This window comes from Nonomuraea candida (genome assembly GCF_000725485.1).
Classification (GTDB): Bacteria; Actinomycetota; Actinomycetes; order Streptosporangiales; family Streptosporangiaceae; genus Nonomuraea; species Nonomuraea candida.
Window position 1 is genome coordinate 77104 of the sequence record NZ_JOAG01000014.1, and the last position, 26073, is coordinate 103176.

Genomic DNA, 26073 nt, shown 5'->3' on the forward strand with positions numbered 1-26073 from the left:
ACGGTTGCAACCGTTTCAAAATGGGAACTTCCCCGCGCGCCGAAACGCTGCCTCGTTGCCGCGTTTCGCAACAAGCGCCTACACTCCGTGGCTTGGCTGGCTGTGTAGGCTGACGGGCTGAGCGGCGCGGCCCGAAGCAACGCACGGAATTTCCGGCGCGAGGCCGGTGTCAACTTCTTGTACGACAATGGAAGGTCGCCCCTTATGGACATGGGACAACTCGGAAGCATCCTGCCGCTGATTCTTCTGGTGGTGGTGTTCTACTTCCTGCTGATTCGCCCCCAGCGCAAGCGCCAGCAAGAGGCGATCAAGATGCAGAACTCCCTGACGCCCGGCACCCGGGTCATGACCACGACGGGTCTGTTCGCCACCGTCGTGGCCGTCGACAACGAGGACGTCATCCTCGAGGTCGCGCCGGGGATCGAGACCCGCTGGGTCAAGGCCGCGATCGGCCGCGTCGTCACCCCCGGCGACGCACCGGCGAGTGACGAGGAGCCGGCCGCCCACCAGGCCGAACTCGACGAAGAGGGCAAGAAGGAGTCCGAGGCCACCGTGGAGCGCAACGGCGACCAGGGCTCCAGTACCAAGCAGTCCTGACTAAGCTCTGCGACAAACCTCTATCTGAAAGAACTGACGACCAGTGGCCCGACCGACCAGCAGCCACAGCCGACCGGGGCGAACGCTCCTCGTGCTTCTGGCGCTCATCCTCGCCCTGGGCGGGACGATGTTCCTGCAGAAGGCGTTCACCCCCAAGCTGGGGCTCGACCTCGCCGGCGGCACGACGGTGACTCTGACTCCCGTGACGCTGAACAACTCGTCACCGCCTGAGGAGATCCTCGACCGCGCGGTCAACATCATCCGCGACCGGGTCAACGGCACCGGAATCTCCGATGCCGAAGTCGCCAAGTCCGGCGACAACATCATCATCTCCATCCCGGGCGTCGGACAGAGCGAGGCCATCAAGCTGGTCGCGACCACCGCGGAGCTGCGTTTCCGCCAGGTGCTCGCCGTCGAGGCCACGCAGGCCCCGCAGGACCTGGCCACCAACGCGCCGACGCCGGGCGCCTCACCCTCGGGCTCGGCGAGCCCGTCGGGCCAGGCCTCGACCCCGGCGTCGGCCACGCCGTCCAACCGGCCCTCGGCCACGCAGTCGGCCTCCACGCCCAGCGCCTCCCCCACGGGCAAGGCGCTGTCGTCGGCGCTGACCGCGCCTGCCGCCGCGGCCCCGGCCGCCGGGGCTCCCGCCGCCGACCCGACCGCCCAGCCGTCCGCGACCCCGACCGGCCAGCAGAACGGCCAGCGCAGCGGCCAGCGCAACACCCGCCAGGACGGCCAGGACGGCGAGACCTCCCAGGACGGCGGAGACGGCCAGAACGGCAAGACCGCCCAGAACGGCAAGACCGCGCAGACCGGCGAAGACGGCAAGACCGGGCAGAAGGGGCAGGAGGGCAAGGCCAAGGCGTCGCCCTCGGCCAGCCCCACCGGCCAGCCCGGCACGCCGCCTCCCGCGCAGAACCCCGGCATCGACACCTCGGGCATCGACCCGGCGGTGCTGGAGCAGTTCAACAAGCTCAACTGCGCCGACCCGGCCAACCGCGGCCAGGGCGTCCAGGACAACCCGGCCAAGCAGTACGCCGGCTGCGAGGCCGACGGCAGCTTCAAGTACGTCCTCGACGTCGCCAAGGTCGTCGGCACCGACATCGACACGGCCTCGGCGGGCGTCCGCCAGGGCACCACCGAGTGGGTCGTCCAGCTCGACTTCAAGAGCAAGGGCGCCGGTGAGTGGAGCAAGCTCACCACCACCGCCTTCAACTCGCCGCAGCCGCGCAACCAGGTCGCGGTCGTGCTCGACGGCGTCGTCATCACCGCCCCCGTCATCCAGGGCCCGATCCCCGGCGGCCGGGCCGAGATCACCGGCGGCTTCGACCAGGCCAGCGCCACCACCCTGGCCGACCAGCTCAAGTACGGCGCGCTGCCGCTGAAGTTCAACCGCAGCTCCGTCGACACGGTCTCCTCGACGCTGGGCCAGGACCAGCTCGAAGGCGGCCTGATCTCCGGCCTGATCGGCCTGGCGCTGGTGGTCCTCTACTGTCTCTTCTACTACCGGGGCCTGGGCATCGTGGCGGTGCTGAGCCTCGTGGTGGCCACGATCGTCACCTACACGGCGGTGGTCGTGCTCGGCCACAACGCCGGCTTCCGCCTCTCGCTGCCGCACATCATCGGCCTGGTGGTCTCGATCGGCATCACCGCCGACTCCTTCATCGTGTACTTCGAACGCATTCGTGATGAGATGAAGGAAGGGCGGCGGACGCTTCGCGCGGCCGTCGAGGTGGCCTGGGTCCGTGCACGCCGCACGATCCTGATCGCCGACGCCGTCATGTTCATCGCCGCGATCGTGCTGTACTTCCTGGCGGTGGGCGGTGTGGCCGGGTTCGCGTTCGCGATGGGCCTGACCACGCTGATCGACATCGTGGTGGTGTTCCTGTTCACCAAGCCGTTCATCGCCCTGCTGGCGAGGCTCAAGTTCTTCGCCAAGGGGCACCCGCTGTCGGGCCTCGACGCCGAGCGAATGAGCGAGACGTCGTCGACCGGCCGCCCGACCACTCCGCAGGAGGCCTGAGATGGGACTTGCGCGTCGCCTCTATCGCGGCGAGATCGACGTCGACTTCGTCGGCAAGTGGAGGCTGTGGTACAGCCTGTCGGGCCTGTTGCTGCTGATCTCGCTGGCCGGGCTGCTGATCAACGGGCTCAACCTGGGCGTCGAGTTCAAGGGCGGCACGATCTTCTCGTTCAAGACCACCACGGCCACGGTCGAGCAGGTCCGCGAGTCGGTTCGGGACGAGGGCGTGCACCAGGTGATCGTCCAGCAGGCCGGCACCGACGGCTGGCGGGCGACCACCGAGAGCCTGCCGGAGGACACCCGGGCCCAGGTGCAGAGCGCGATCGCCAAGGACTTCGGCGTCCCGGCCGACCAGGTCAGCATCCAGGCCATCGGCCCGTCCTGGGGCGGTGAGGTCTCGCAGAAGGCCTGGATCGGCCTCGGCGTGTTCATGCTGGCGATCATCCTGTACCTGTCGATGGCGTTCGAGCCCAAGATGGCGCTGGCCGCCATCGTCGCGCTCATCCACGACCTCGTGATCACGGCCGGCATCTACGCCTGGTCGGGCTTCGAGGTCACGCCCGCGACGCTGCTGGGCTTCCTGACCATCCTCGGTTACTCGCTCTACGACGCGGTCGTGGTGTTCGACATGATCAAGGAGGTCACGGCCAAGCTGGGCCACACGTCCAAGCAGACCTACTCGATGGCGGCCAACAACGCGCTCAACCACACGCTGATCCGGTCGCTGAACACCTCGCTGGTCGCCATCCTGCCGGTGGCGGCGATCCTGTTCATCGGCACCACCGTGCTCGGCGCGGGCACGCTGAAGGACCTGTCGCTGTCACTGTTCGTCGGCATGATCGTCGGCACCTACTCGTCGCTGTGCGTGGCCACGCCGCTGCTGGTGACGCTGAAGGAGCGCGAGCCGAAGTACCAGGCCATCGCCAGGAGGCTCGCCTCCACGGGCGGCGGCAAGGGCGGCCCGAAGGGTCCCAAAAGCGCCGCGGTAGCCAAGGGCTAGCCGCAGGGCTTCCGTACGGCGCCCTCGCCCCTCACCGGGGCGGGGGCGCCGTCCGTTGTGCGCCGCACCGCCACGGGCGGCCCCGGACCGGCACGGGCCGTACAGCCCCGCAGGCCAGGCGAGCCCGGCACAGGGCCGCACGGCCCGGAGGTCGCGCACGGCCCGAACAGGGCCGCACAGGCAGGCCGGCGGGCGCCGGGTACGGATCGGGTCCCGGAATGCACCATCATGGAGCGCGGCACACGGCCGGTGGAGAGAAGCGAGGAAGACGCCATGACCGAGCTCAGCACGTTGATCCTGGACCGGATCAGGGACGTGCCCGACTATCCCAAGCCGGGCGTCCTGTTCAAGGACATCACCCCGCTCCTGGCCGACCCGGTCGCGATGGCGGCCGTGGTGGACGAGCTGGCCGGGCTCCACCAGGTGGACAAGATCGTGGGCATCGAGGCGCGGGGGTTCATCCTCGCCGCGCCGGTGGCCTACCGGGCGGCGGCCGGGTTCGTGCCGGTGCGCAAGAAGGGGAAACTGCCCGCCGAGACCCTGGAAGAGTCCTACGATCTGGAGTACGGCTCCGCGACCATCGAGGTCCACCGTGACGCGTTCGCCCCCGGCGACCGCGTGCTCATCGTCGACGACGTGCTGGCCACGGGCGGCACCGCGAAGGCCACCGTGGAGCTGGTGGAGAGGGCCGGAGCCGAGGTCGTCGGCATCGCCGTGCTGATGGAGCTGGCCTTCCTCAAAGGACGTGAGCGGCTGCCGGGAGTGGAGTTGCGCTCCCTCGTGATCGTCTGAGCCCGGCCCGCGGCCGCCCAGGTTCGCCGCCTGGATACACTGGGGGATCTGGACTCGAACGTGAGGAGCTTTTGCGTGAGGAGTCTGTGTGCCCCGTGATGTGGTCGTGCCCGACGTGACCGACTCCGGCAATGCCGAGGCGCCGGGCGTTCCGGCGGTGCGTCGAAGGCGGTTTGGGGGTGGGGCCATGAATCCGGTGCTGGAGCCGTTGTTCCGGACGGTCCGCGCCACCCATCCCAAGGCCGACCTGCGCCTGATCGAGCGTGCCTACGACGTCGCCGCCTACCACCACCGCGACCAGAAGCGGAAGTCCGGCGACCCGTACATCACGCATCCGCTGGCCGTGGCGACGATCCTGGCCGAGCTCGGCACCGACGACGAGACCCTGTGCGCGGCGCTGCTGCACGACACGGTGGAGGACACCGCCTACAGCCTCGACGAGCTGCGCGGCGACTTCGGCGACACGATCGGGTCCCTGGTCGACGGCGTGACCAAGCTCGACAAGGTCAAGTTCGGCGACGCCGCGCAGGCCGAGACCGTGCGCAAGATGGTCGTGGCCATGTCGCGCGACATCCGCGTGCTGATCATCAAGCTGGCCGACCGGCTGCACAACATGCGCACCATGCGCTACCTGCCGGAGCACAAGCGCCACCAGAAGTCGCGCGAGACGCTGGAGATCTTCGCCCCGCTGGCCCACCGCCTGGGCATGAACACGATCAAGTGGGAGCTGGAGGACCTCGCCTTCGCCATGCTCTACCCCAAGCGCTACGACGAGATCGCGCGCATGGTGTCGGAGCGGGCGCCGCGCAGGGACCTGTTCCTGCAGGAGGTCATCGAGAAGGTGCACGGCGACCTGCGCGAGGCGAAGATCCGCGCGGTGGTCAAGGGCCGGCCGAAGCACTACTACTCGGTCTACCAGAAGATGATCGCGCGCGACGTCGCGTTCGACGACATCTACGACCTCGTGGGCATCCGCGTGCTGGTCGACAGCGTGCGTGACTGCTATGCCGCGCTCGGCACCATCCACGCCCGCTGGAACCCGGTGCCGGGGCGCTTCAAAGACTACATAGCGATGCCCAAGTTCAACATGTACCAGTCGCTGCACACGACGGTCATCGGCCCCGAGGGCAAGCCGGTGGAGCTGCAGATCCGCACCCACGCGATGCACCACAGGGCCGAATACGGCGTCGCCGCGCACTGGAAGTACAAAGAGGAGGTCGGCGCCCCCGGCCCCACCGGCAAGGTCAAGCCGGGCAGCGACATGGCCTGGCTGCGCCAGCTCCTCGACTGGCAGAAGGAGACCTCCGACCCGGGCGAGTTCCTGGAGTCGCTGCGCTTCGACCTGTCGGTCTCCGAGGTCTACGTCTTCACCCCCAAGGGCTCGGTCATCGCGCTGCCCGAGGGGGCCACGCCGGTCGACTTCGCCTACGCCGTGCACACGGAGGTGGGGCATCGCTGCATCGGCGCCCGGGTCAACGGGCGGCTGGTGCCCCTGGAGTCACGGCTCGGCAACGGCGACACGGTGGAGATCTTCACCTCCAAGTCGCCGGACGCCGGGCCGTCGCGCGACTGGCTGAAGTTCGTCAAGTCGGGCCGGGCCCGCAACAAGATCCGCCAGTGGTTCTCCAAGGAGCGCCGCGAGACCGCGATCGAGGCCGGCAAGGAGGCCATCGGCCGGGCCATGCGCAAGCAGGGCCTGCCGCTGCAGCGGCTGATGTCCGGCGAGGCGCTGCTGGCGCTCGCCCGCGACCTGCGCTATCCCGACGTCTCCGCCCTCTACGCGGCCGTCGGCGAGGGCCACATCGCGGCCCAGTCGGTCGTGCAGAAGCTGGTGGCCTCGATCGGCGGCGTCGACAGCGCCGAGGAGGACATCGCCGAGACCTCGCTGCCGACCCGGCTGCGCGGCCGGCCGCGCGGTGGCGGCGGCGCGGGCGTGGTCGTGGCGGGCGACGCCGACGTGTGGGTACGCCTGTCGAAGTGCTGCACCCCGGTGCCCGGCGACGAGATCGTCGGCTTCGTCACCCGGGGCCACGGCGTGTCGGTCCACCGGGCCGACTGCACCAACGTGCAGCAGCTCAAGACGCAGCCCGACCGGCTGGTGGAGGTGAGCTGGTCGCCGAGCGACGACAGCGTGTTCCTGGTGGCCATCCAGGTGGAGGCGCTCGACCGGCCGCGGCTGCTGTCCGACGTCACCCGCACCCTGTCCGACCAGCACGTCAACATCCTCAGCGCCTCGGTCACGACCTCGCGCGACCGGGTGGCGATCAGCAAGTTCACCTTCGAGATGGGCGACCCGAAGCACCTGGGCCACGTGCTCAAGGCGGTGCGCAGCATCCAGGGCGTGTTCGACGTCTACCGGGTCAGCGGCGCGGGCAGCTGACCCGGGGGCGGTGGCCCAAGGACGTCCTCGTGTCCGCGCGGGCCGGGCTCTGCGCGCCCGCGGGGCCGGTGGGTCAGCGCTGGCGCAGGTCGGGCAGGTTGACCACGACCGCCTCCTGGGTGCTGCGCGCGATGACCACGACGGCCTCCTGCGCCGGGTCGCGGTTCTCCTCGCGGTGCGGCACGTACGGAGGCACATACACGTAGTCGCCCGGCCCGGCGTCGATGCGCCTCTCCCGTCCCTCCTCCAGGAACACGAACGACGGCCGCCCGCTGACCACGTAGATGGCCGTCTCGGAGGCGCCGTGGTGGTGGTCGGAGGAGCGGGTGGCGGGGGCGACGCGCGTCTGTCCCATCCACAGCCGGGAGGAGCCGGTCGTGGTGCCGCTGATGGCGGCCAGCCGCGTCATGCCGGGGCTTTGCGCCGTTTCGCCGGAGAGCGCCCCTGAGGGCACGTGACGCAGCGGCCGGTGGAAGGGGTCACCCTGGGCCCGGTAACCCTCCCAGAGGCGCCCTCCGGCCCGTTCGAGCACCTTCGTGGCCACCGCGGCCAGCCTGCCGGGGTCGTCACGGCCCGCCAGCAGTTCCTCGGCCAGCTCGGGGTCGTGGGCGCGCAGGTCCCGCAGCAGCCACTTGCCGTTGCCCTGCCAGGCCCGCCCCATGCTCAGCGCCATCCTGGCCGTCGCCTGGACGACCTCCCACGAGATGAACGCCCGCTCGCCCGGGTCCGTGACGCCCGTCAGGTCGTCGAGGAGGTCGGACAGCACGTATCTGGCCCGCTCGACCTGGCCCTGGGTCGGCCCCGACGGGCCGGCGGCCAGGCGTTCGGCCAGCGTGCTCTGCAGGTCGCTGGCCCGGCCGCCCGTCCTGTCGACCACCACCGCGCCGTCGGCGCAGATGCGCGCCAGCGTCGGCCGGCGCACGTCCAGGCCCTGGTCGAGGTAGGCGGCCAGGCTGGTCTCGCCGTTGACCCACAGCTCGACCGGCCACTCGCGCCAGCGCAACGACTCGCGATAGGGGGTGGACAGGCCGTCCAGCACCACGACGATGTCGAGGTCGGAGGTGCTGGTGCGGTGCTCGGTGAGCACGCTGCCGCCGACGAAGGCGTACAGGGCGCCCGGAAACATCTCTTCGACCAGGGCGCGCGCGGCGGAGACGGGGTCCATCCCGCCAGCCTAGATCCCGGCCGCCGTCGCTCGCCGCCCGATCGGCGACGGCGGCCCGGGGAGAAAGCGCCCCGACCGGAGAGCCCTAGCTGAACTCGGCCAGCGTGCGCTCGGCCTCCGCCAGCCACGAACGGCGGGCGGTCAGGGCCTCCTCGGCCTCCTTGACGTCCTTGGCCCGGCCCGCGGCCTGCGCCTTCGACAGCCGCTTCTCCAGCTGCTCGATCGAGGTGCGCAGCTGGTCGACCGTGCTCTGGGCGCGGGCCCTGGCCTCGGGGTTGGAGCGCTTCCACTCGGCGTCCTCGGCCTTGCGCACGGCCTCGTCGACCTTGCGCAGCCCGCCCTCCAGCCGGTCGCGCTGCTCGCGCGGCACGGGGCCGGCGGCCTCCCAGCGCTCCAGGATGTGCCGCAGCGCCGCCCTGGCCGTGCGCACGTCGGTGACCGGCAGGATCTTCTCGGCCTCGGCCAGCAGCTCCTCCTTGACCTCCGCGTTGGCGGCCAGCGAGGCGTCACGCTCGGCGAAGACCGCCGAACGGGCCTGGAAGAACTGGTCCTGGGCGGCCTTGAAGCGGCCCCACAGCTCGTCCTCGACCTCGCGCGAGGCCCGGCCGGCGGTCTTCCACTGCTGCATCAGGTCGCGGTAGATCGCCGCGGTCTGGCCCCAGTCGGTGGAGCCGGCGATCGCCTCGGCCTCGGCGACGATGCGCTCCTTGGCCGCGCGGACGCCCTCACGCTGCTCGTCGAGCCCGGCGAAGTACTGCTTGCGCCGCTTGGCGAACGCGGTGCGCGCCGCCGACAGCCGCTTCCACAGCGCGGCCTCGGTGACCCGGTCGATGCGGTCGGCGGCCTTCCACTCCTCGACGAGCTGCCGCAGCCGCTCGCCGCCGGACTTCCAGTGGGTGGTCTCCTCCGCGATGCGCTCGGCCTCGCCGACGATGCGCTCCTTGACCGCCCTGGCCTCCGCCCGCGCGTGCTCCCGGGCCGCCTTGACCTCCTCGCGGCGCTGGGCCACCAGCTCCGTCAGGCCGTCGAGCCTGGCCGTCAGCGCGGCGAGGTCACCGACGGCGTGGGCGTCGGCCACGGCCTCGCGCAGCTTGGTGATGCTCGCCTCGGCCTGGGCCGGAGCCAGATCGGTGCCCCTGACGCGCTGTTCGAGCAGCTGAACCTGGCCGGCCAGCTCGTCGTACTTGCGATGGAAGTAGGCCAGTGCCTCTTCGGGTTCACCGGCCTGCCAGGAGCCGACGGCTCGCTCTCCCTCAGCCGTACGCACGTAGACGGTGCCGTCGTCGTCTACCCGGCCCCACGGGTCGGTGCTCACCGTGTCCTCCCGCACTATCCATCAGACCCTTCGGGACTACTTCGTCCCTAGTTTGTATTACGTCAGCTCTTGCCGGCGATTGTCACGTCTTTGATTTCGACGGTTTCCTTTGGCGCTCCCGTCCCGTCGCCCCCGTCGGAGATGACGCCTGCTTTGTTCACCTTGTCCAGGATGTCGAGCCCCTTGGTGATCGTACCCACAGGCGTGTAATCAGGGGTGAGCCCGATGTCCCCGTAAACCAGGAAGAACTGGCTGCCCGTGCTGCCGGGGGCCTGCGTTTTGGCCATGGCCATCACGCCACGCTTGTACTGGGCTCCCTGGAGGTTCTCCTCGGCCATCACGTAGCCGGGGCCGCCCGAGCCGTCCTGGCTCTTGCCGTCGGCCTTGGCGGTCGGGTCGCCGCACTGGAGCATGGGGAACTTGTCGTTGCCGAGCCGGTGGCACTTGCTGCCGTTGTAGTACTTCTTGCTCGCCAGGAACTCCAGCGAGTTGGTCGTGCACGGCGCCTTGGCGTTGTTCAGCTCGACCACGATGTCGCCCAGGTTGGTCTCGAGCGTCATCGTCTTCGTGGCCGGCTCGGTCTTCACCTTCGTCGGCGGCATGCCGACGTCCTTGATCTGGCCGCCCCCGGTGTCCTTGACGTAGTCGCACGTGCCCGTCGCCGCGTCGAACGGCTTCGGCCCCGCCGGCGCCGAGGCCGCCGCGGTGTCGGAGGGGGCCGCCGAGGGCGAGGTGGCCGCGTCCGTGCCCGTGTCGTTGCCACCGAGCAGCGCGACCGCGGCCACGATGCCGCCGACCACGATCACCACGCCCACGGTGGAGCCGATGATCGCCGTGCGCTTGGCCTTCTGCTCGCGCTCGATGCGGCGCTGCATCTGCCGCTCGTAGTGCTCGCGCGCCAGCTGCTTCTGCCGGTCCTTCCCCGTGGCCACCGCTTTGCCTCCCATAGTCAATCAACTGAGGTGGGCGAATCGTATCGGCCAACGGGTAATGATTCGCAGCCCGGCGACCCGCACCGGTACCCTTCGGTTACATTCCCATTGGCTTTTCGACGAGATCACCTGAGGCAGATGCTCATCGCCGGCTTCCCCGCAGGGGCCTTCCAGACCAATTGTTACGTCGTCGCGCCCGCCGCCGGCGAGGAGTGCGTGATCGTCGATCCAGGTCAGGACGCGGCCGATGGCGTCGACGAGCTGCTGCGCGAGCACCGGCTCAAGCCCGTCGCGGTCCTGCTCACCCACGGCCACCTCGACCACGTCTGGTCGGTGGCGCCCGTCTGCGGCGCGCGCGACGTGCCCGCGTGGATCCACCCGGAGGACCGCCACCTGCTCAGCGACCCGGCGGCCGGCTGGTCCGACACCAGCGCCGAGCTGTTCGGCGGCATCACGCTGAGCGAGCCCGACGACGTGCGCGAGCTGTCCGACGGCGCCGTGCTGAAGCTCGCCGGCCTGGAGCTCGTGGTCGACCACACGCCCGGCCATACCAGGGGGTCGGTGAGCTTCCGGCTGCCCGGTGACCAGATCATGTTCTCGGGCGACCTGCTGTTCGCCGGCTCCATCGGCCGCTCCGACCTTCCCGGTGGCGACTATCCGACGATCCTGCGCAGCCTGGCTACCAAGTGTCTGCCGCTGCCGGACGATACGGTCGTGCTGCCGGGCCACGGACCACAGACCACGATCGGCCGCGAGCGCTCGTCCAACCCATACCTGAAGGAAGCAGCGCCGCACGCCGGTCCCACACGAGGGATCTAATGAGCTTCCAAGCACCCAAGGGCACCTTCGACTGGCTGCCGCCCCGCTCCGAGCGGGTCCTCGCCGTACGCGAGGCCCTGGCCGCGCCACTGCGCACGGCGGGGTACGGCTACATCGAGACGCCCGTCTTCGAAGACACACAGCTGTTCGCCAGGGGCGTAGGCGAGTCGACCGACATCGTCACGAAGGAGATGTACACCTTCGCCGACAAGGGCGGCCGCTCCCTGACGCTGCGCCCCGAGGGCACCGCCTCGGTCGTGCGCGCGGTGCTCCAGCACAACCTGCACACCGGCCAGCTCCCGGTCAAGTTGTGGTATTCCGGCAGCCAGTTCCGCTACGAGCGCGCCCAGCGGGGCCGCTACCGTCACTTCTGGCAGGTCGGCGCCGAGGCGCTCGGCTCCGAGGACCCGGCGCTCGACGCCGAGCTGATCGTGCTGGCCGCCCGCGGCTTCGCCTCGCTCGGGCTGAAGAACGTCACGCTGCTGCTCAACTCGCTCGGCGACCAGAACTGCCGGCCCGCCTACCGCGCCGCGCTCCAGGAGTTCCTGCGCGGGCTCGACCTCGACGAGGAGACCCGGGCGCGCATCGAGATCAACCCGCTGCGGGTGCTCGACGACCGGCGGTCCGAGGTGCAGGACCAGCTCGCCGACGCCCCGCTGGTCGTCGATCACCTGTGCGCGGCCTGCAAGGCCTACCACGAGGAGGTCCGCGGCCTGCTGACGGCCTGCGGCGTGGCCTTCACCGACGACCCCAGGCTGGTGCGCGGGCTCGACTACTACACGCGCACCACGTTCGAGTTCGTGCACGGAGGGCTCGGCTCGCAGTCCGCGGTCGGCGGCGGGGGCCGCTACGACGGGCTCAGCGAGATGCTCGACGGCCCGCCGCTGCCGAGCGTCGGCTGGGCGCTCGGCGTCGACCGCACGTTCCTGGCCATGCAGGCCGAGGGCTTGGCCGACGACGAGGCGCGACAGCGCGTGCAGGTGTACGGTGTCCCGCTGGGTGACGACGCCCGCCGCCGCATGTTCCTGCTCGTGGGCGAGCTGCGCGAGGCGGGCCTCAGCGCCGACATGGCCTTCGGCGGCAAGGGTCTCAAGGGCGCGATGAAGGGCGCCGACCGCTCGGGCGCCGCGTTCGCGCTGATCCTGGGCGAGCGTGACCTCGCGGCCGAGGCCGTGCAGGTGAAGGACCTGGCGACCGCGGAGCAGAGCGAGGTGCCGCTGGCTCAGGTCGTCGAATTCTTGAAGGGGAAGGTGCAGTGACCGGCGAGCCAGGGCCGCTGCCGCCCCTCTCCTCCTATCCGTATGAAGGGAAAGTGCAGTGATCCGCACGCATACCGCCGGGTCGCTCCGTGAGGAGCACGCCGGGCAGCAGGTGACGCTCGCAGGATGGGTGGCCCGCCGCCGTGACCACGGCGGCGTCGTCTTCATCGACCTGCGTGACGCCTCCGGCTCGGCGCAGGTGGTCTTCCGCGAGGAGGACCACGCCCACGACCTGCGCGCCGAATACTGCGTGCAGGTCGTCGGCCAGGTCAGGGTGCGCCCCGAGGGCAACGAGAACCCCGAGCTGCCGACCGGCGCGATCGAGGTGGTGGCCGAGCGGGTCGAGGTGCTGAGCGAGTCCGCGCCGCTGCCGTTCCCGATCGAGGGCAACGTGGGGGTGTCGGAGGAGGCGCGGCTGAAGTACCGCTACCTCGACATCCGCCGCCAGCAGGTGGCCAGCGCGATGCGCACCCGCTCCAAGGCCACCTACCTGGCCAACGAGGTGATGCACGAGCTCGGCTTCGTCTACGTCGAGACGCCCACGCTGACCCGCTCCACGCCCGAGGGCGCGCGCGACTTCCTGGTGCCGGTGCGCCTGCAGCCCGGCAACTGGTACGCGCTGCCGCAGTCGCCGCAGCTGTTCAAGCAGCTCCTCCAGGTGGCCGGCCTGGAGCGCTACTACCAGCTCGCCAAGTGCTACCGCGACGAGGACCTGCGGGCCGACAGGCAGCCGGAGTTCACGCAGATCGACGTCGAGATGTCCTTCGTGGACCAGGAGGACGTCATCGCGGTCGGCGAGAAGCTGATCGGCCGGCTGTGGCGGGAGATCGTCGGCTACGAGCTGCCGACCCCGCTGCCGCGCATGACCTACGCCGACGCCATGGCGCGTTACGGCTCCGACAAGCCGGACCTGCGCTTCGGCCAGGAGCTGGTCGAGATGACCGGCTACTTCGCCAACACCTCCTTCCGCGTCTTCCAGGCCGACTACGTGGGCGCCGTCGTCATGCCCGGCGGGGCCTCGCAGACCCGCAAGGAGCTCGACGGCTGGCAGGAGTGGGCCCGCTCGCGCGGCGCCAAGGGCCTGGCCTACGTCCTCGTCCAGGAAGACGGCACCCTCGGCGGCCCGGTCGCCAAGAACCTGTCGGAGGAGGAGCTGTCCGGGCTGGCCGCCAAGGTCGGCGCCGCGCCCGGCGACGCGATCTTCTTCGCGGCCGGCGCCAGGAACGCCTCCCGCGACCTGCTCGGCGCGGCCCGCCTGGAGATCGGGCGGCGCTGCAACCTCATCGACGAGTCGCAGTGGTCGTTCCTGTGGGTCGTCGACGCCCCCATGTTCGAGGAGGACGGCGAGGGCGGCTGGACGGCCGTGCACCACCCGTTCACCGGGCCGAAGCCGGAGTGGGCCGACAACTTCCAGGACCACCCGGGCGAGGCGCTGGCCTACGCCTACGACATGGTCTGCAACGGCATGGAGATCGGCGGCGGCTCCATCCGTATCCACCGGGCCGAGATGCAGCAGCGCGTGTTCGACGTGCTCGGCATCTCCAAGGAGGAGGCGGAGAGCAAGTTCGGCTTCCTGCTGGAGGCGTTCAAGTACGGCCCGCCCCCGCACGGCGGCATCGCCTACGGCTGGGACCGGATCTGCATGCTGCTGTCCGGCGGCGACTCGATCCGCGACGTGATCGCCTTCCCGAAGACGGCCTCCGGCTTCGACCCGCTCACGGGCGCGCCCACGCCGATCACGGCCGACCAGCGCAAGGAGGCGGGCGTGGACGCCCGGCCCAAGACGGAGGCGTAACCACCCTCCCGGCCGATCCACCCGGCCCGAGACGGCCACCCGGCTCCTCGGGCCGGCCGCTCGGGCCGCGCGCCTCGCACCGCTCGGGCCCCGGGCCCGCACGCGGCGGTGCGCCCGGCGTGCGGCGGGCGGAAGCCGGGCGTGCGCCGGCGCGTCCCGAGGCGGTTCCACGCGGAAAGCGGCGGGCACCACCGTGTCGGTGGTGCCCGCCGCTCGGGTGTGAGGCCCCTGCTACTTGAGGGTGACCTTCTTGATGACGACCGGGTTCTTCGGCGCGGTGGAGCCGCCGTCGCCCGTGATGTCGTCGGGGTTGACGAGCACGCCGTCCTCGGCGACCTTGTCCAGGATCTCCAGGCCGGACCTGACCATGCCCAGCACCGAGTAGACCGGCTCGATCTGCGTGTTCTCGTCCGACAGCGAGATGGCGAACTGGCTGCTGTTCTGCCCGGCCGCGTCCAGCGGCTGGGTCAGGAAGACCACGCCCCTGCCGTAGGGGATCGTGCCCACGGCCTCGTCCCTGAAGACGTACCCGGCGTTGCCCTGGCCGTCGGTCGGGTTCTTGCCGTCGGCCTTGGCCTGCGGGTCGCCGCACTGCAGCAGGAACAGGCCGGAGGTCTCGGGCTTGGCCAGGCGGTGGCACTTGTTGCCCTCGTAGAAGCCCTTCTTGGCCAGGAAGGCCATGGAGTTCACCGAGCACGGGGTGGCGTTGGGGTCCACCTCGATGACGATCTTGCCGTGGTTGGTGGTCACGGTCATCGTCGAGAGCTTCAGGTTGGGCTTCTTGGGCGGGAGCCCGACGAACTTGTGCGGCACCGAGGTGTCACGCTTGTACTCGCACGTGATGGCGCCGGGCTTCGCCGTCGGCGTGCTGCTCGGCAGCGCCGTCGGCATGTTGACGGTGGGAGTGGCGGTCGCGGCGGCCGAGGCCTGTGCCGCGGCGGCGGACGTGTCGTTGTCGTTGCCGACCAGGGTGGTCGCGGCGAAGATGCCGCCCGCGACCACGACCACGGCAACGGCCGCGCCGATGAAGGTGTTCCGCTTCGCCTTGCCGGTCTGCTCGGCCGCGCGCTTGGCCTGCCGTTCCTTGTGCTCCCGCGCCAGCTGTCGCTGGCGGTCCTCTTCGTTCTGGCGGTCCTCGCCGCTCACCGCTATGTCCTCTCGTCTTTGCCGTCGCATGACCAAACAACTCCGCGAATGCTACCGGCCTCCGATATGTGACGGACGTAAGTGGCGAAAGCCGCCAGAGCGACGTTTGGTGAGATGAACCTTATGGTGCTGACATTCGTAGGTGAAATGAGCGCCAAGGAGCCCCCATGTTCGACGAGATCCTGGGCCTGCCGGCCCACCCCTTGATCGTGCACTTCGCCGTCGTGCTGACACCGCTGCTCGTGGCCGTCGTCCTGGCCTACGTCCTGCTGCCGCGCCGGCGGGCCAACCTGGGCTGGGCGGTGGTGCTGCTCTCCCTGGCCGCGCCCGTGGCGGTCTTCGCGGCCAAGCAGAGCGGCGAGAGCCTCAAGGCCGCCAGGTTCGGCGGCGTGGAGGGGGAGATGGCCACCCGCATCTCCACGCACCAGGGCTTCGCCAACCCGCTGCTGCTGTCGGTGCTGGGGCTGGGGGTGGCGGCGCTGCTGCTCGTGTACGCCACCAGCCCCTCCCGCGACTCCGTCGGCCGTGACCGCTTCGGCCGTCCCGTCACGCTGATCCTCTCGGCGGTGACGGTGCTGCTGGCGGCGGTGTCCGGCTTCTACGTCTTCCAGGCCGGCGACTCGGGCGCCAGGGCCGTCTGGTCCTGAACGCCGCCCCGCCTGGTCCCGCCCGGAGAGCGCCGGAGCCGGCGGATGGTGGAACCCCGGGCCCGTCGCAGCGTGTAATCTCGCGTTGTGGATAGCCTGTTCGACTCGGCGGCTGAGGAGGCCACCCCGCAGCCGCTCGCGGTGCGCATGCGCCCGCGCACGCTCGACGAGGTGATCGGCCAGCGGCACCTGCTCGGCTCCGGCACCCCGCTGCGCCGCCTGGTCGAGAGCGAGGCGCCCATGTCGCTGTTCCTGTGGGGGCCGCCCGGCACCGGCAAGACCACGCTCGCCTACGTGGTCTCCAACGTCACCAAGCGCCGCTTCGTGGAGATCTCCGCGGTGTCCGCCGGCGTCAAGGACGTCCGCGCCGCCATCGACAACGCGCGCCGCGAGCTGGGCATGAGCGGCCGGCAGACGGTGCTGTTCGTGGACGAGGTGCACCGGTTCAACAAGGCCCAGCAGGACGCCCTGCTGCCCGCCGTGGAGAACCGCTGGGTCACCTTCATCGGCGCCACCACGGAAAACCCCTTCTTCTCGGTCATCTCGCCGCTGCTGTCGCGCTCGCTGCTGCTCACGCTGGAGTCCCTGTCCGAAGACGACATCCGCACGGTGTTGTCGCGGGCGGTGTCCGACCCGCGCGGCCTCGGCGGTCGCGCCACCCTCGCCCCGGAGGCGCTGGAGCACCTCGTGCGCCTGGCGGGCGGCGACGCCCGCAGGTCGCTGACCTACCTGGAGGCGGCGGCGCTGCTGGCCGACGACATCACGGTCGAGGTGGTGGAGAAGGCCGTCGACAAGGCCGCCGTCCGCTACGACCGGCAGGGCGACCAGCACTACGACGTCATCAGCGCGTTCATCAAGTCCATGCGCGGCTCCGACGCCGACGCCGCGCTGCACTACCTGGCCCGCATGATCGAGGCCGGCGAGGACCCGCGCTTCATCGCCCGCCGCATCGTCATCTTCGCCTCCGAAGACGTCGGCATGGCCGACCCGACCTGCCTGCAGACGGCGGTCGCCGCGGCGCAGGCGGTGCAGCTCATCGGGCTGCCGGAGGGGCAGATCACGCTCGCGCACGCGGTGATCCACTGCGCGATGGCGCCCAAGTCCAACGCCGTGGTCAAGGCCATCGGGGCGGCGATCGGCGACGTGCGCAAGGGGCTGATCGGCCAGGTGCCCGGCCACCTGCGCGACGCCCACTACGCGGGCGCGGCCAAGCTGGGACACGGCGACGGGTACAAATACCCCCACGACTTCGAGCACGGGCTGGTCCGCCAGGACTACGCGCCGGAGCAGGTGCGCGAGCGCCGCTACTACGAGCCGACCCGCCACGGGGCCGAGGCCCCGGTGGCCGAACGCTGGGCGAAGATCCGCGACTTCCTCCGCAGAACCTGACCCGCCTTCCAGGAGAAGACCACCTGCCTCTCCCTGAGCCACGGCCTGGGGAGGACCCGTCGGCACGGGAACCGGCTCTTCTAGCGAGAGGGCTCCACCGTGTGACGGGCGTGGTGGGGTGGGGGGTGAGGGACGGGATAGGTTGATCGGGATATGACCGACTATCGCGCTTCCTTCGACGCCACCATCGCCTTCAGCAACGGCGGCGATCTCACGGTGCACGGGTTCCGTGTGGACCTGCCCGGCCCCGACACCCCGGAGGCGGACATCGCGGCGTTGTTCGTGGCCTCCCTGGGGCTGCTCATGACCGACACCGTCGAGCTCGCCAACGTGCGGATCTTCCCGGAGCCGCACAAAGGCACCAGGGGCGGGCCGTCCGACCGCCGCGGTGCGGGCGCGGCGCCGGCGGGCCGGCCGGGCGCGCTGGTCGAGCTCAACCACCTCCCGCAGGAGGGCGGCACCTACCTCGAAGCCCCCGGCGGCGACCTCGGGGGCGTCTCGCTGGCGCGGAGCGTGGACCTGCCCGCCGTGGTCGTGCGCGTGACGGGGGCGCAGCGGCGTCCCGTCGGGGTCGGCTCGCTGGCCGCCTTCGACGTACGCGGCCACGCCGTGCTGCTGCACACCGGCGTACGCGAGGGCCACTGCCTGGACCCCGAGGCGGCGGCCTGGCTGGTGGCGCACGGGGCCGCGCTGGTCGGCACCGACGCCGACGGGCTCGACGACGCCGCACGCGAGGCCAGGCCCGCGCGGGAGGCGCTGCTCGGCGCGGGCGTGCCCGTCGTGGAGCGGCTGACCGGGCTGGAGGGGCTCCCGCCGACCGGCGCGCTGTTCACGGCCGCGCCCCCGCGCCTCCTCGGCGTCGGCCGCGTCCCGGTCCGGGCCTACGCCCGCATCCCCGCCTGACCAGGCGGTACGCATCCGCATCCCGGCCTGGCGAGGCGGTACGCATCCACATCCCGGCCTGACCAGGCGGTACGCATCCGCAGCCCGGACTGGCCGGGCGGTGCGCATCCGCATCCCCGCGCGGCGCCCGCCCGTCGCGACCCGATCGGCCGGTGAGGACGCTTCGGCGACGAATCGTGCAAAGTCGTACTAAGTCGAGCGGTGATGGGAATCACCACCGTGTGAAGGCGACTGTTACCCCCGGCGGCGGCCTCTTCGGCCCCCGGTCGATCACCTGGCGAGTCCACACCGAGACGCCCGCGTGGCCGGTCGTCGTCCGCGCCTTCCAGCTCCAGGCCCTGCACCCCCGCACCATCCGCGGCATCGCCCAGAACTGCCTGCTCGACGACCCCGAGGTGGCCCGCGCCCGGCTGCGGCGCCGGCTCGACTACCTCGCCGTGCGCACGTTCGGCACCCGCGAGCAGGCCGAGAGCGCGGGCGAGCGGGCCCGCCGGGTGCACGCCCGCCTCATCGGCCTCGACCCCGACACCGGGACCCTGTTCCGGGTGAACGAGGAGGAGAACCTGCGCTGGGTGCACTGCGCGGAGGTCTCCTCGCACCTGGAGGTCGCCCGGCGCTCCGGCGTGCCGCTCACCCCGGCCGAGCGCGACGCGTACGTGGCCGAGCAGCGGCGCAGCGCCACCCTCGTCGGCCTGGGCGACGTGCCCGGCGACGCGGCCGAGCTGGCGGACTACCTGGCCGGCATGCGCCCGTACCTGTCGGTCACCCCCGAGGCGCGCGACGCGCTGCGCCGCAGCGTCATCCCGTGGCTCTCGTTCCGGACGGCCCTGCTCGCGCCGCCGCTCGCGCTCGGCTCGCTGTCCGCCGCCGGCGCGCTGGCGTTCGCGACGCTGCCTGCCTGGGCCAGGCGGATGTACGGCTGCCCCGGCGGCCGGGCGGCCGGACACGCGGCCGACACGGCGCTCAAGGCGCTGCGCTCGGCGGCCCTGGCGATGCCGGAACGCCTGGTGGCGGCCGAGATCAGGGCGGCCAGGAGCCTCATGCGGGCGGCCACGGAAGTGCCCGGGGCCGACGTGGCGGCCTGATCGAAGGAGCTTTCGCCACTAACGTTGTCACTCGAACGCGATAGGGTCTTGCCGTTCCGGCCCAGCGTACGAGGGAGATGAGCGGATGCTTACCGCTGGAGAGGTCGCCGGGCTGATCGCGGCCACGGGATGGGTGGTCCTGGTCTGCGTCATGGCCATGGTGCTCGTCAAGCTCGCCCGGCTGCTCACGGAGACCACCAAGGCCGTCTCCGACCTGAACAACCGCCTGGCCCCGCTGCTCGACGACGTCAGCGTCACGGTCAACGAGACCAACAGGCAACTGGTCGCCGTCGAGGCGATCGCCAAGGACGTCAAGCAGGTCAGCGGCCACGCCGCCAAGCTCAGCGCGGTGACGCAGACCATCTTCACCGGGCCGCTGATCAAGGTGTCCTCGCTCGGCTACGGCGTGCGCCGCGCCATCGAGGCCCGCAGGCCCCGCCGGCCCCGGTCCCAGGTGAGGGCGGCGGGGCAGGGGCGGTCGCGATGATCAGACGGCTGTTCTACCTGTCGCTCGGCGCGTTCCTCGCCTTCTGGGTGATGCGCCGGCTGCAGGCGCTCCACCCCGACCACGTGGCCCGCAGGACCGCCGACGGCGCGGCGGGCATGCTCCGGAGGGTGAGAGACTTTACTACCGACGCGCTCGGCGAGGCCGCTGAGCGCGAAACGGAGTTGCGAGCACACTTCGGGCTCGACAACGCTGAAAGCGGCAAGAGCTGACGACGGCGCAGGCCGGCGGCGGCGAAGCCGAAGACCGCGAAGCTGATGACATCAGCTGCAGAAACGACTGACTACAGCAAAGGATGGCCACAATGGAGTCGGCAGAGATCGCCCGCCGCTTCCTGCGCTTCTTCGAGGAGCGCGGGCACAAGATCGTGCCCTCGGCCAGCCTGATCGCTGAGGACCCCACGCTGCTCCTGGTTAATGCCGGTATGGTGCCGTTCAAGCCGTACTTCCTGGGGCAGCGCAAGCCTCCGGCGTCCCGGCTGGCCACCGCCCAGAAGTGCGTGCGCACCCCCGACATCGACGAGGTCGGCAAGACCACCCGCCACGCGACGTTCTTCCAGATGCTGGGCAACTTCTCGATCGGCGACTACTTCAAGGCCGAAGTGATCCCGTTCGCGTGGGAGCTGCTCACGCGCTCCGAGTCCGACGGGGGCTTCGGCTTCCCCGAGGAGCGGCTGTGGGCGACGGTCTACCTCGACGACGACGAGGGCTACGACATCTGGCGCAACCGCGTCGGCGTGCCCGCCGAGCGCATCCAGCGCCGTGGCCTGGAGGACAACTACTGGCACATGGGCGTGCCGGGCCCCGGCGGCCCCTGCTCGGAGATCTACTACGACCGCGGCCCCGAATACGGCAAGGACGGCGGCCCGGTCGCCGACGAGGAGCGCTACCTCGAGGTCTGGAACCTCGTCTTCATGCAGTACCAGCTCAGCGCGGTCCGCTCCAAGGTCGACTTCGACGTGTCGGGCGAGCTGCCGGCCAAGAACATCGACACCGGCATGGGCCTGGAGCGCATGGCGGCGATCCTCCAGGGCGTCGACAACATCTACGAGATCGACACCACCTACAAGATCCTCGACAAGGCGGCCGAGCTCACCAAGACCCGCTACGGGCGCGACCAGCGCTCCGACGTGAGCCTGCGGGTCGTCGCCGACCACGTGCGCACCGGCACCATGCTGGTCGCCGACGGCGTCATCCCGAGCAACGAGGGCCGCGGCTACGTGCTGCGCCGCATCCTGCGCCGCTCCGTGCGCAACCTGCGCCTGCTCGGCTCCGGCGACGAGCGCTACATGCACGAGCTGACCGACGTCGCGATCAACGTCATGGGCGAGCAGTACCCCGAGCTCAAGACCGACGCCCCGCAGATCCACGGGATCATCGACGCGGAGGAGGCGTCCTTCCTCGGCACGCTGCGCACCGGCACCGCGATCTTCGACGTGGCCGTCGAGGAGACCAAGCGCAAGTCCGGCACCACGCTCTCCGGCGACCAGGCCTTCCAGCTCCACGACACCTACGGCTTCCCGATCGACCTGACCCTGGAGATGGCGGCCGAGCAGGGGCTCAAGGTCGACGAGGAGGGCTTCCGCCGCCTGATGAAGGAGCAGCGGCAGCGGGCCAAGGCCGACGCGGCGGCGAAGAAGACCGGCAACGCCGACATCTCGGTGTTCGGTCAGCTCCTGGAGTCGGCGGGCAAGGTCGAGTTCCTCGGCTACGACCAGACCGAGGCCGACACCAGCGTGGTCGGCATCCTCGTCGACGGCCTGCCCGTCCCGGCGGCGGGCGCGGGCGCGACGGTCGAGGTCGTGCTGCAGCGCACCCCGTTCTACGCCGAGGGCGGCGGCCAGCTCGCCGACCAGGGCGTGATCCGCACCAGCGGCGCCGAGGTCGAGATCGTCGACGTGCAGTCGCCGCTGGCGGGGCTCGTCGTGCACCGCGGCAAGATCCGCAGCGGCGAGCTGCGGGTCGGCGACGAGGCGCAGGCGGAGATCGACATCGAGCGCCGCCGCGCGATCTCGCGCAGCCACAGCGCCACCCACCTCGTCCACCGCGGCTTCAAGAACGCGCTCGGCGAGACCGCGGCGCAGGCCGGCTCGGAGAACTCGCCCGGCCGCTTCCGCTTCGACTTCACCTCCGCGGGCGCGGTGCCGCCCAGCGTGCTGCGCGACGTCGAGGACGAGGTCAACGCGGTGCTCATCAACGACCTCAAGGTCAACGCCTTCTACACCTCCCAGGCGGAGGCCAGGGCGATGGGCGCGCTGGCGATGTTCGGCGAGAAATACGGCGACGAGGTCCGCGTGGTCGAGATCGGCGACTACTCCCGCGAGCTGTGCGGCGGCACCCACGTCCACAGCTCCGGCCAGCTCGGCCTGGTCAAGGTGCTGGGCGAACAGTCGGTCGGCGCGGGCGTGCGCCGCGTCGAGGCGCTGGTCGGCCTCGACGCCTTCCGCTTCCTGGCCCGCGAGAGCGTGCTGGTCGCGCAGCTCACCGAGCAGCTCAAGGCGCGCCGCGAGGAGCTGCCCGAGCGCATCGACGGCATCGTCACCCGGCTGCGCGCCGCGGAGAAGGAGCTGGACAAGCTCCGCTCGGCGCAGGTGCTGCAGGCGGCGGGCGAGCTGGTGTCGCAGGCTCGCGACCTGCAGGGTGTCTCCGTGGTGACACACCGCGCGCCTGATGGCACCGGTGCCGATGACCTGCGTAAGCTCGCGCTTGATGTGCGTGGCAGGTTCCCGGCCGACCGGCCGGCGGTCGTGGTGATCGCCGGCGCCCCCTCCGACCGGCCGGTGGTGGTTGCCACGGTCAACGAGGCGGGGCGCGAGCGGGGGCTCAAGGCCGGACAGCTGGTCGGCGTCGCCGCCAAGGCTCTTGGGGGTGGCGGTGGCGGCAAGGATGATGTCGCACAGGGCGGCGGCACGCGACCGGAGGCGATCGGCGACGCGCTGCGCCTGGTCGAAGAGGCGATTTCTGGGCAGCTCGGCTGACATGAGGTTCGGTTCACGGATCGGCGTGGACGTCGGCTCCGTACGCATCGGCGTGGCCCGCAGTGACCCCAGCGGGCTGCTGGCCACGCCGGTCGAGACCGTCAAGCGGGGCAAGGGCGATCTCAACCGCATCGCCGCGATCGTCGCCGAGCACGAGGCGATCGAGGTGGTGGTGGGGTTGCCCACCTCCTTGTCGGGGCGCGAGGGGCAGGCCGCGGGGCTGGCGCGCGAGTTCGCCGCCAAGCTGGCGGCCCGGCTGGCGCCCACGCCCGTGCGGCTGTTCGACGAGCGGCTGACGACCGTCGCGGCGCAGCAGGGGCTGCGGGCCAGCGGCGTGCGGGCCAAGAAGCAGCGCGGCGTCGTCGACCAGGCGGCGGCCGTGGTGCTGCTGCAGGACGCGCTCGACTCCGAGCGCGCCACGGAAAGACCACCAGGCAGGCCCGTCGAACCGCCACCGGCGGCCGACGGACCTGCCTCATGAGCGCGCGGACTACGGGGGTCCGCCCCGCTCGGACGGCGGTGCCGCGGGTCACGGGTGCGCACGTCACGGTGGCGCGGGTCACGGGTGCGCACGTCACCAAGGCGCGCGTGACGGATGTGCACGTCGCAAGGGCGCACGTCACGGTGGCGCGGGTCGCGGCGGCGCGGGTTGCGGCGGCGCGGTGTGCGCGCTCGGGCGGGGTCCGAGGGGTGGTCGCGTGAGCGGGAAGCCCGAGGACGAGGACGACGTCGGCGACGTGATCCCGTTCCGGTCAGGGGAGGGCGCGGCGGAAGGGCCGCGGTCCCCGGCCGGGGACGGGCGGCAGGAGCCCGGCAGTCCGCAGGAGCCGGAGGAGCCGGAGGAGCCGGAGGAGGGCGCCGCCGACGCGGAGGTGATCCCGCTGCCGGCGCCCCGCCACCGCGCCGTGCGCAGGGCGGGCCTGCTGTCCGCCGGCCTGCTCGCCGGGGTGCTGGCCCTGGGCGCGGGCGCGATCGCGGTGCTCAAGCCGTACCTGAGCCCCGACGACTTCGACGGGCCCGGCAGCGGGACCGTGACGGTGCGCATCACGCCCGGCTCCAGCGCGCAGGCCATCGGCTCGGCGCTGGCCGACGCGGGCGTGGTGGCCAGCGTGCAGTCGTTCGTGAACGCCACCGAGGACCGCGCGGTGAGCGACCGGCTGCGGCCGGGGCACTACCGGCTGCGCAAGGGCATGGCCGCGGGTGCGGCGCTCGACCTGCTGCTCAGCCCCGCCGCCCGCATCGTGCGGCGGGTGACCGTGCCCGAGGGGCTGCGGGTGAGCGAGGTGCTGGCCCGCCTGGCCAAGCAGGCCGGGCTGCCGCTCAAGGAGCTGCAGAGCGTGGACAAGGCGCTCGTCGGGCTGCCCAAGTACGCCCCGGGCCTGGAGGGGTTCCTGTTCCCCGCCACGTACGAGATCGAGCCCGGCCACACGGCCGTGGACGTGCTGGCGGCCATGGCCGAGCGCTTCGCCGCCGCGGCCCGGCAGGTGGGGCTGGAGGCGCAGGCCGCCCGGATGGGCCTGACCCCGCTGCAGGCCGTCACGGTGGCCAGCCTGATTCAGGCGGAGGGCGGCACCGACGCGGACTACCCGAAGATCTCCCGGGTGATCTATAACCGTCTGGCGAAGGGTACCCCGCTGGAAATCGACAGCACCGTGTTGTACGCGCAGAATCGAAGGACACTGAAGGTGACGGAACGTGACACCAAGGTGGACTCTCCATACAACACCTACCGCCACAAGGGACTGCCGCCAGGGCCCATCGCCAATCCTGGCGAGAAGGCGCTGATGGCAGCCCTGAACCCAGCCGAAGGTGATTGGCACTGGTTTGTGACGACAGATCCGGTGCATAGAATCACCAAATTCACCAACAAAGAGAGCGAGTTCGTGAGATACCGGGAAGAGCTGAACAAGAACCTCGGGACGAGCTGATGTTCGACGGGACCCCCTCCGTCCCCTCGCGAAAGCCCCGAAACGGGGCGTACGTCCTCTCTGCGTCCCCTAGCATGGCTACCCAGAGTGATCCCCGCCGGGCGTGGCGACACGTACGGCGGATCCCCCCGTTTCGCTCGGTGACCCCAGCCGGTTGGGCAGTTCCGCTTGACGCCCGGCGGGCGGTACCGGGAGATTGGCCAGCGCACCTATGAACGATCTCGATTTGAACACCCTGCTCGGCGCCGAGGACGACGAAGGCTCGTCCAGGCGCCGCTCACGGGCTTCGGGCAAGCGCGGCGGGCGCAGGCGGCGCCGCCGGCGCAACCGGGGCGGATTCATCGCACCGCTGCTCGCGTTCGTCATCCTGGCGGGCATCATCGGCGGCGGCGGCTACTACGGCTATATATGGATCAACGACGCGATCGAGGCCGACGACTACGCCGGCCAGGGCAGCGGCGAGGTCATCATTGAGATCAAGCCGGGCCAGAGCGCCTCGGAGGTGGCCCAGGAGCTGGAGCGGCAGGGGGTCGTGGCCAGCGTCAGAGCGTTCACCAACGCTCTCGCCGCCGCCAACATGAGCGCTTCGTTGCAGCCCGGCGAGTACAAACTGGCCAAGCGGATGTCGGCCGCCGCCGCGGCCTCCCGGCTCGTCCCCGGCAACCGGCTGCACGAGAAGGTGACGATCAAGGAGGGGCTGCGGCTCTCCCAGACGCTCGCCGAACTCGCCAAGGAGACGGGCAAGCCGCTCAAGGAGTTCCAGACCGCGGCCAAGAACGCCAAGGACCTCGACCTGCCCTCCTACGCCAGGGGCCGGCTGGAGGGGTACGCCTTCCCCGCCACGTACGAGTTCCAGCCCAGCGACACGCCGAAGGAAATGCTGACGGCGATGGTCGACCGGTTCAACCAGACGGCCAAGAGCATGGAGCTGGAAGAGGGCGCCAGGGCGCTCGGCTACAAGCCGCAGGAGATCGTCATCATCGCCAGCATCGTGCAGGCGGAGGCGGGCCGGCAGGAGGACATGGCGAAGATCGCCAGGGTCATCTACAACCGGCTCCGGCTCAATCCGCCGATGAAGCTGCAGATGGACAGCACGACGATGTACGCGCTGAACAAGTTCGGCACTGCCGCGACCCACGCCGAGACGAAGGTCGCGCACCCGTACAACACGTACTACATCGACGGCCTGCCGCCGGGCGCCATCACCAACCCCGGCGACCACGCCATCGAGGCCGCGCTCAACCCGGCCAAGGGCGACTGGCTCTTCTTCGTCGCCACCAACCCGGGCAAGAGCAACGTCACCAAGTTCGCCACCACGGAAGAGGAGTTCAAGCGGCTCCTGGCCGAGTACCAGGCGAACGGCGGCTGAGCCGCGAGCGACCTGACGCGGCCGCCCGGGACCTCCGGGCGGCCGCT

General features: G+C 70.9%; 22 protein-coding genes. 18 read left to right on the forward strand and 4 right to left on the reverse strand.

The genetic code is table 11. The features are described 5' to 3' along the window. The first annotated feature begins 210 nt into the window (after window positions 1-210). From yajC to IO39_RS14690, 5 genes are all read left to right on the forward strand, one after another. Window positions 211-597: a preprotein translocase subunit YajC gene (gene yajC, locus IO39_RS14670; RefSeq protein ID WP_245641971.1), complete on the forward strand. Its 387-nt coding sequence runs from the start codon at window positions 211-213 to the stop codon at window positions 595-597. A 91-nt stretch (window positions 598-688) separates the two neighbouring features. Then, entirely contained in the window at window positions 689-2620 is a 1932-nt protein-coding gene (gene secD / locus IO39_RS14675) for a protein translocase subunit SecD (RefSeq protein WP_052422895.1), read from the forward strand. A gap of 1 nt (window position 2621) precedes the next feature. Continuing rightward, window positions 2622-3620 carry a protein translocase subunit SecF gene (gene secF, locus IO39_RS14680; protein WP_084772871.1) on the forward strand — a complete coding sequence of 333 codons (999 nt, stop codon included), beginning with the start codon at window positions 2622-2624 and terminating at the stop codon, window positions 3618-3620. A 273-nt stretch (window positions 3621-3893) separates the two neighbouring features. Continuing rightward, window positions 3894-4412, forward strand: coding sequence for an adenine phosphoribosyltransferase (locus IO39_RS14685; protein WP_043622066.1), 519 nt, complete (start codon window positions 3894-3896; stop codon window positions 4410-4412). A 187-nt stretch (window positions 4413-4599) separates the two neighbouring features. Further along, window positions 4600-6792, forward strand: a complete 2193-nt coding sequence (locus IO39_RS14690; protein ID WP_043622068.1) for a RelA/SpoT family protein — start codon at window positions 4600-4602, stop codon at window positions 6790-6792. Window positions 6793-6865: 73 nt separating this feature from the next. Here IO39_RS14690 and IO39_RS57690 read toward each other — a convergent pair whose 3' ends face one another. The 3 genes from IO39_RS57690 to IO39_RS14710 all read right to left on the reverse strand — a co-directional run bounded on the left by IO39_RS57690 (window position 6866) and on the right by IO39_RS14710 (window position 10204). After that, on the reverse strand, window positions 6866-7957 hold the full coding sequence (locus tag IO39_RS57690; RefSeq protein ID WP_245641972.1) for a cupin domain-containing protein: 1092 nt from the start codon (window positions 7955-7957) through the stop codon (window positions 6866-6868). An 85-nt stretch (window positions 7958-8042) separates the two neighbouring features. Continuing rightward, window positions 8043-9272: a DUF349 domain-containing protein gene (locus tag IO39_RS14705; RefSeq protein WP_043622297.1), complete on the reverse strand. Its 1230-nt coding sequence runs from the start codon at window positions 9270-9272 to the stop codon at window positions 8043-8045. Window positions 9273-9334: 62 nt separating this feature from the next. Continuing rightward, entirely contained in the window at window positions 9335-10204 is an 870-nt protein-coding gene (locus tag IO39_RS14710) for a peptidylprolyl isomerase (RefSeq protein ID WP_342671418.1), read from the reverse strand. A 138-nt stretch (window positions 10205-10342) separates the two neighbouring features. Between IO39_RS14710 and IO39_RS14715 the strand changes: the two genes are divergently transcribed. Genes IO39_RS14715 through aspS form a run of 3 tightly spaced genes read left to right on the forward strand, consistent with a single transcriptional unit; the run spans window position 10343 to window position 14077 of the window. Continuing rightward, a complete protein-coding gene (locus tag IO39_RS14715; RefSeq protein ID WP_043622074.1) occupies window positions 10343-11023 on the forward strand; it encodes an MBL fold metallo-hydrolase in 681 nt (226 codons plus the stop codon). Beyond that, window positions 11023-12282, forward strand: a complete 1260-nt coding sequence (hisS, locus tag IO39_RS14720) for a histidine--tRNA ligase (protein ID WP_043622077.1) — start codon at window positions 11023-11025, stop codon at window positions 12280-12282. Before IO39_RS14715 ends, hisS begins: the two co-directional genes overlap by 1 nt. Before the next feature lie 58 nt (window positions 12283-12340). After that, window positions 12341-14077 (forward strand): aspartate--tRNA ligase, encoded by a 1737-nt coding sequence (aspS, locus tag IO39_RS14725; RefSeq protein ID WP_043622078.1) that lies wholly within the window; start codon window positions 12341-12343, stop codon window positions 14075-14077. Between the two features lie 231 nt (window positions 14078-14308). On the opposite strand, the gene IO39_RS14730 is transcribed toward aspS, so the two are convergent. After that, entirely contained in the window at window positions 14309-15223 is a 915-nt protein-coding gene (locus IO39_RS14730) for a peptidylprolyl isomerase (protein WP_043622080.1), read from the reverse strand. A gap of 167 nt (window positions 15224-15390) precedes the next feature. On the opposite strand from IO39_RS14730, the gene IO39_RS14735 reads away from it, so the two are divergent. The 10 genes from IO39_RS14735 (at window position 15391) to mltG (IO39_RS14785) (ending at window position 26026) form a co-directional block, all read left to right on the forward strand. Then, window positions 15391-15870, forward strand: coding sequence for a DUF2231 domain-containing protein (locus IO39_RS14735; RefSeq protein WP_043622081.1), 480 nt, complete (start codon window positions 15391-15393; stop codon window positions 15868-15870). A gap of 147 nt (window positions 15871-16017) precedes the next feature. After that, the gene (locus IO39_RS14740; protein WP_500690335.1) at window positions 16018-17259 is read left to right on the forward strand and encodes a replication-associated recombination protein A; all 1242 of its coding nucleotides are present in this window, start codon (window positions 16018-16020) and stop codon (window positions 17257-17259) included. Window positions 17260-17412: 153 nt separating this feature from the next. Next, entirely contained in the window at window positions 17413-18162 is a 750-nt protein-coding gene (locus IO39_RS14745; protein ID WP_043622083.1) for a cyclase family protein, read from the forward strand. A 221-nt stretch (window positions 18163-18383) separates the two neighbouring features. Beyond that, the gene (locus IO39_RS14750; RefSeq protein WP_043622084.1) at window positions 18384-19247 is read left to right on the forward strand and encodes an oxygenase MpaB family protein; all 864 of its coding nucleotides are present in this window, start codon (window positions 18384-18386) and stop codon (window positions 19245-19247) included. Window positions 19248-19332: 85 nt separating this feature from the next. After that, window positions 19333-19734, forward strand: coding sequence for a DUF948 domain-containing protein (locus IO39_RS14755; protein ID WP_043622085.1), 402 nt, complete (start codon window positions 19333-19335; stop codon window positions 19732-19734). Continuing rightward, the gene (locus tag IO39_RS14760; protein ID WP_043622087.1) at window positions 19731-19964 is read left to right on the forward strand and encodes a hypothetical protein; all 234 of its coding nucleotides are present in this window, start codon (window positions 19731-19733) and stop codon (window positions 19962-19964) included. The genes IO39_RS14755 and IO39_RS14760 overlap by 4 nt, the downstream gene beginning before the upstream one ends. A 92-nt stretch (window positions 19965-20056) precedes the next feature. Further along, window positions 20057-22729, forward strand: a complete 2673-nt coding sequence (gene alaS, locus IO39_RS14765; protein WP_043622091.1) for an alanine--tRNA ligase — start codon at window positions 20057-20059, stop codon at window positions 22727-22729. Between the two features lies 1 nt (window position 22730). Continuing rightward, entirely contained in the window at window positions 22731-23210 is a 480-nt protein-coding gene (gene ruvX, locus IO39_RS14770) for a Holliday junction resolvase RuvX (RefSeq protein WP_043622093.1), read from the forward strand. 217 nt (window positions 23211-23427) lie between these two features. After that, entirely contained in the window at window positions 23428-24657 is a 1230-nt protein-coding gene (gene mltG, locus IO39_RS14780; RefSeq protein ID WP_245641973.1) for an endolytic transglycosylase MltG, read from the forward strand. A gap of 226 nt (window positions 24658-24883) precedes the next feature. Next, window positions 24884-26026 carry an endolytic transglycosylase MltG gene (gene mltG / locus IO39_RS14785; RefSeq protein ID WP_245641974.1) on the forward strand — a complete coding sequence of 381 codons (1143 nt, stop codon included), beginning with the start codon at window positions 24884-24886 and terminating at the stop codon, window positions 26024-26026. Window positions 26027-26073 lie beyond the last annotated feature (47 nt).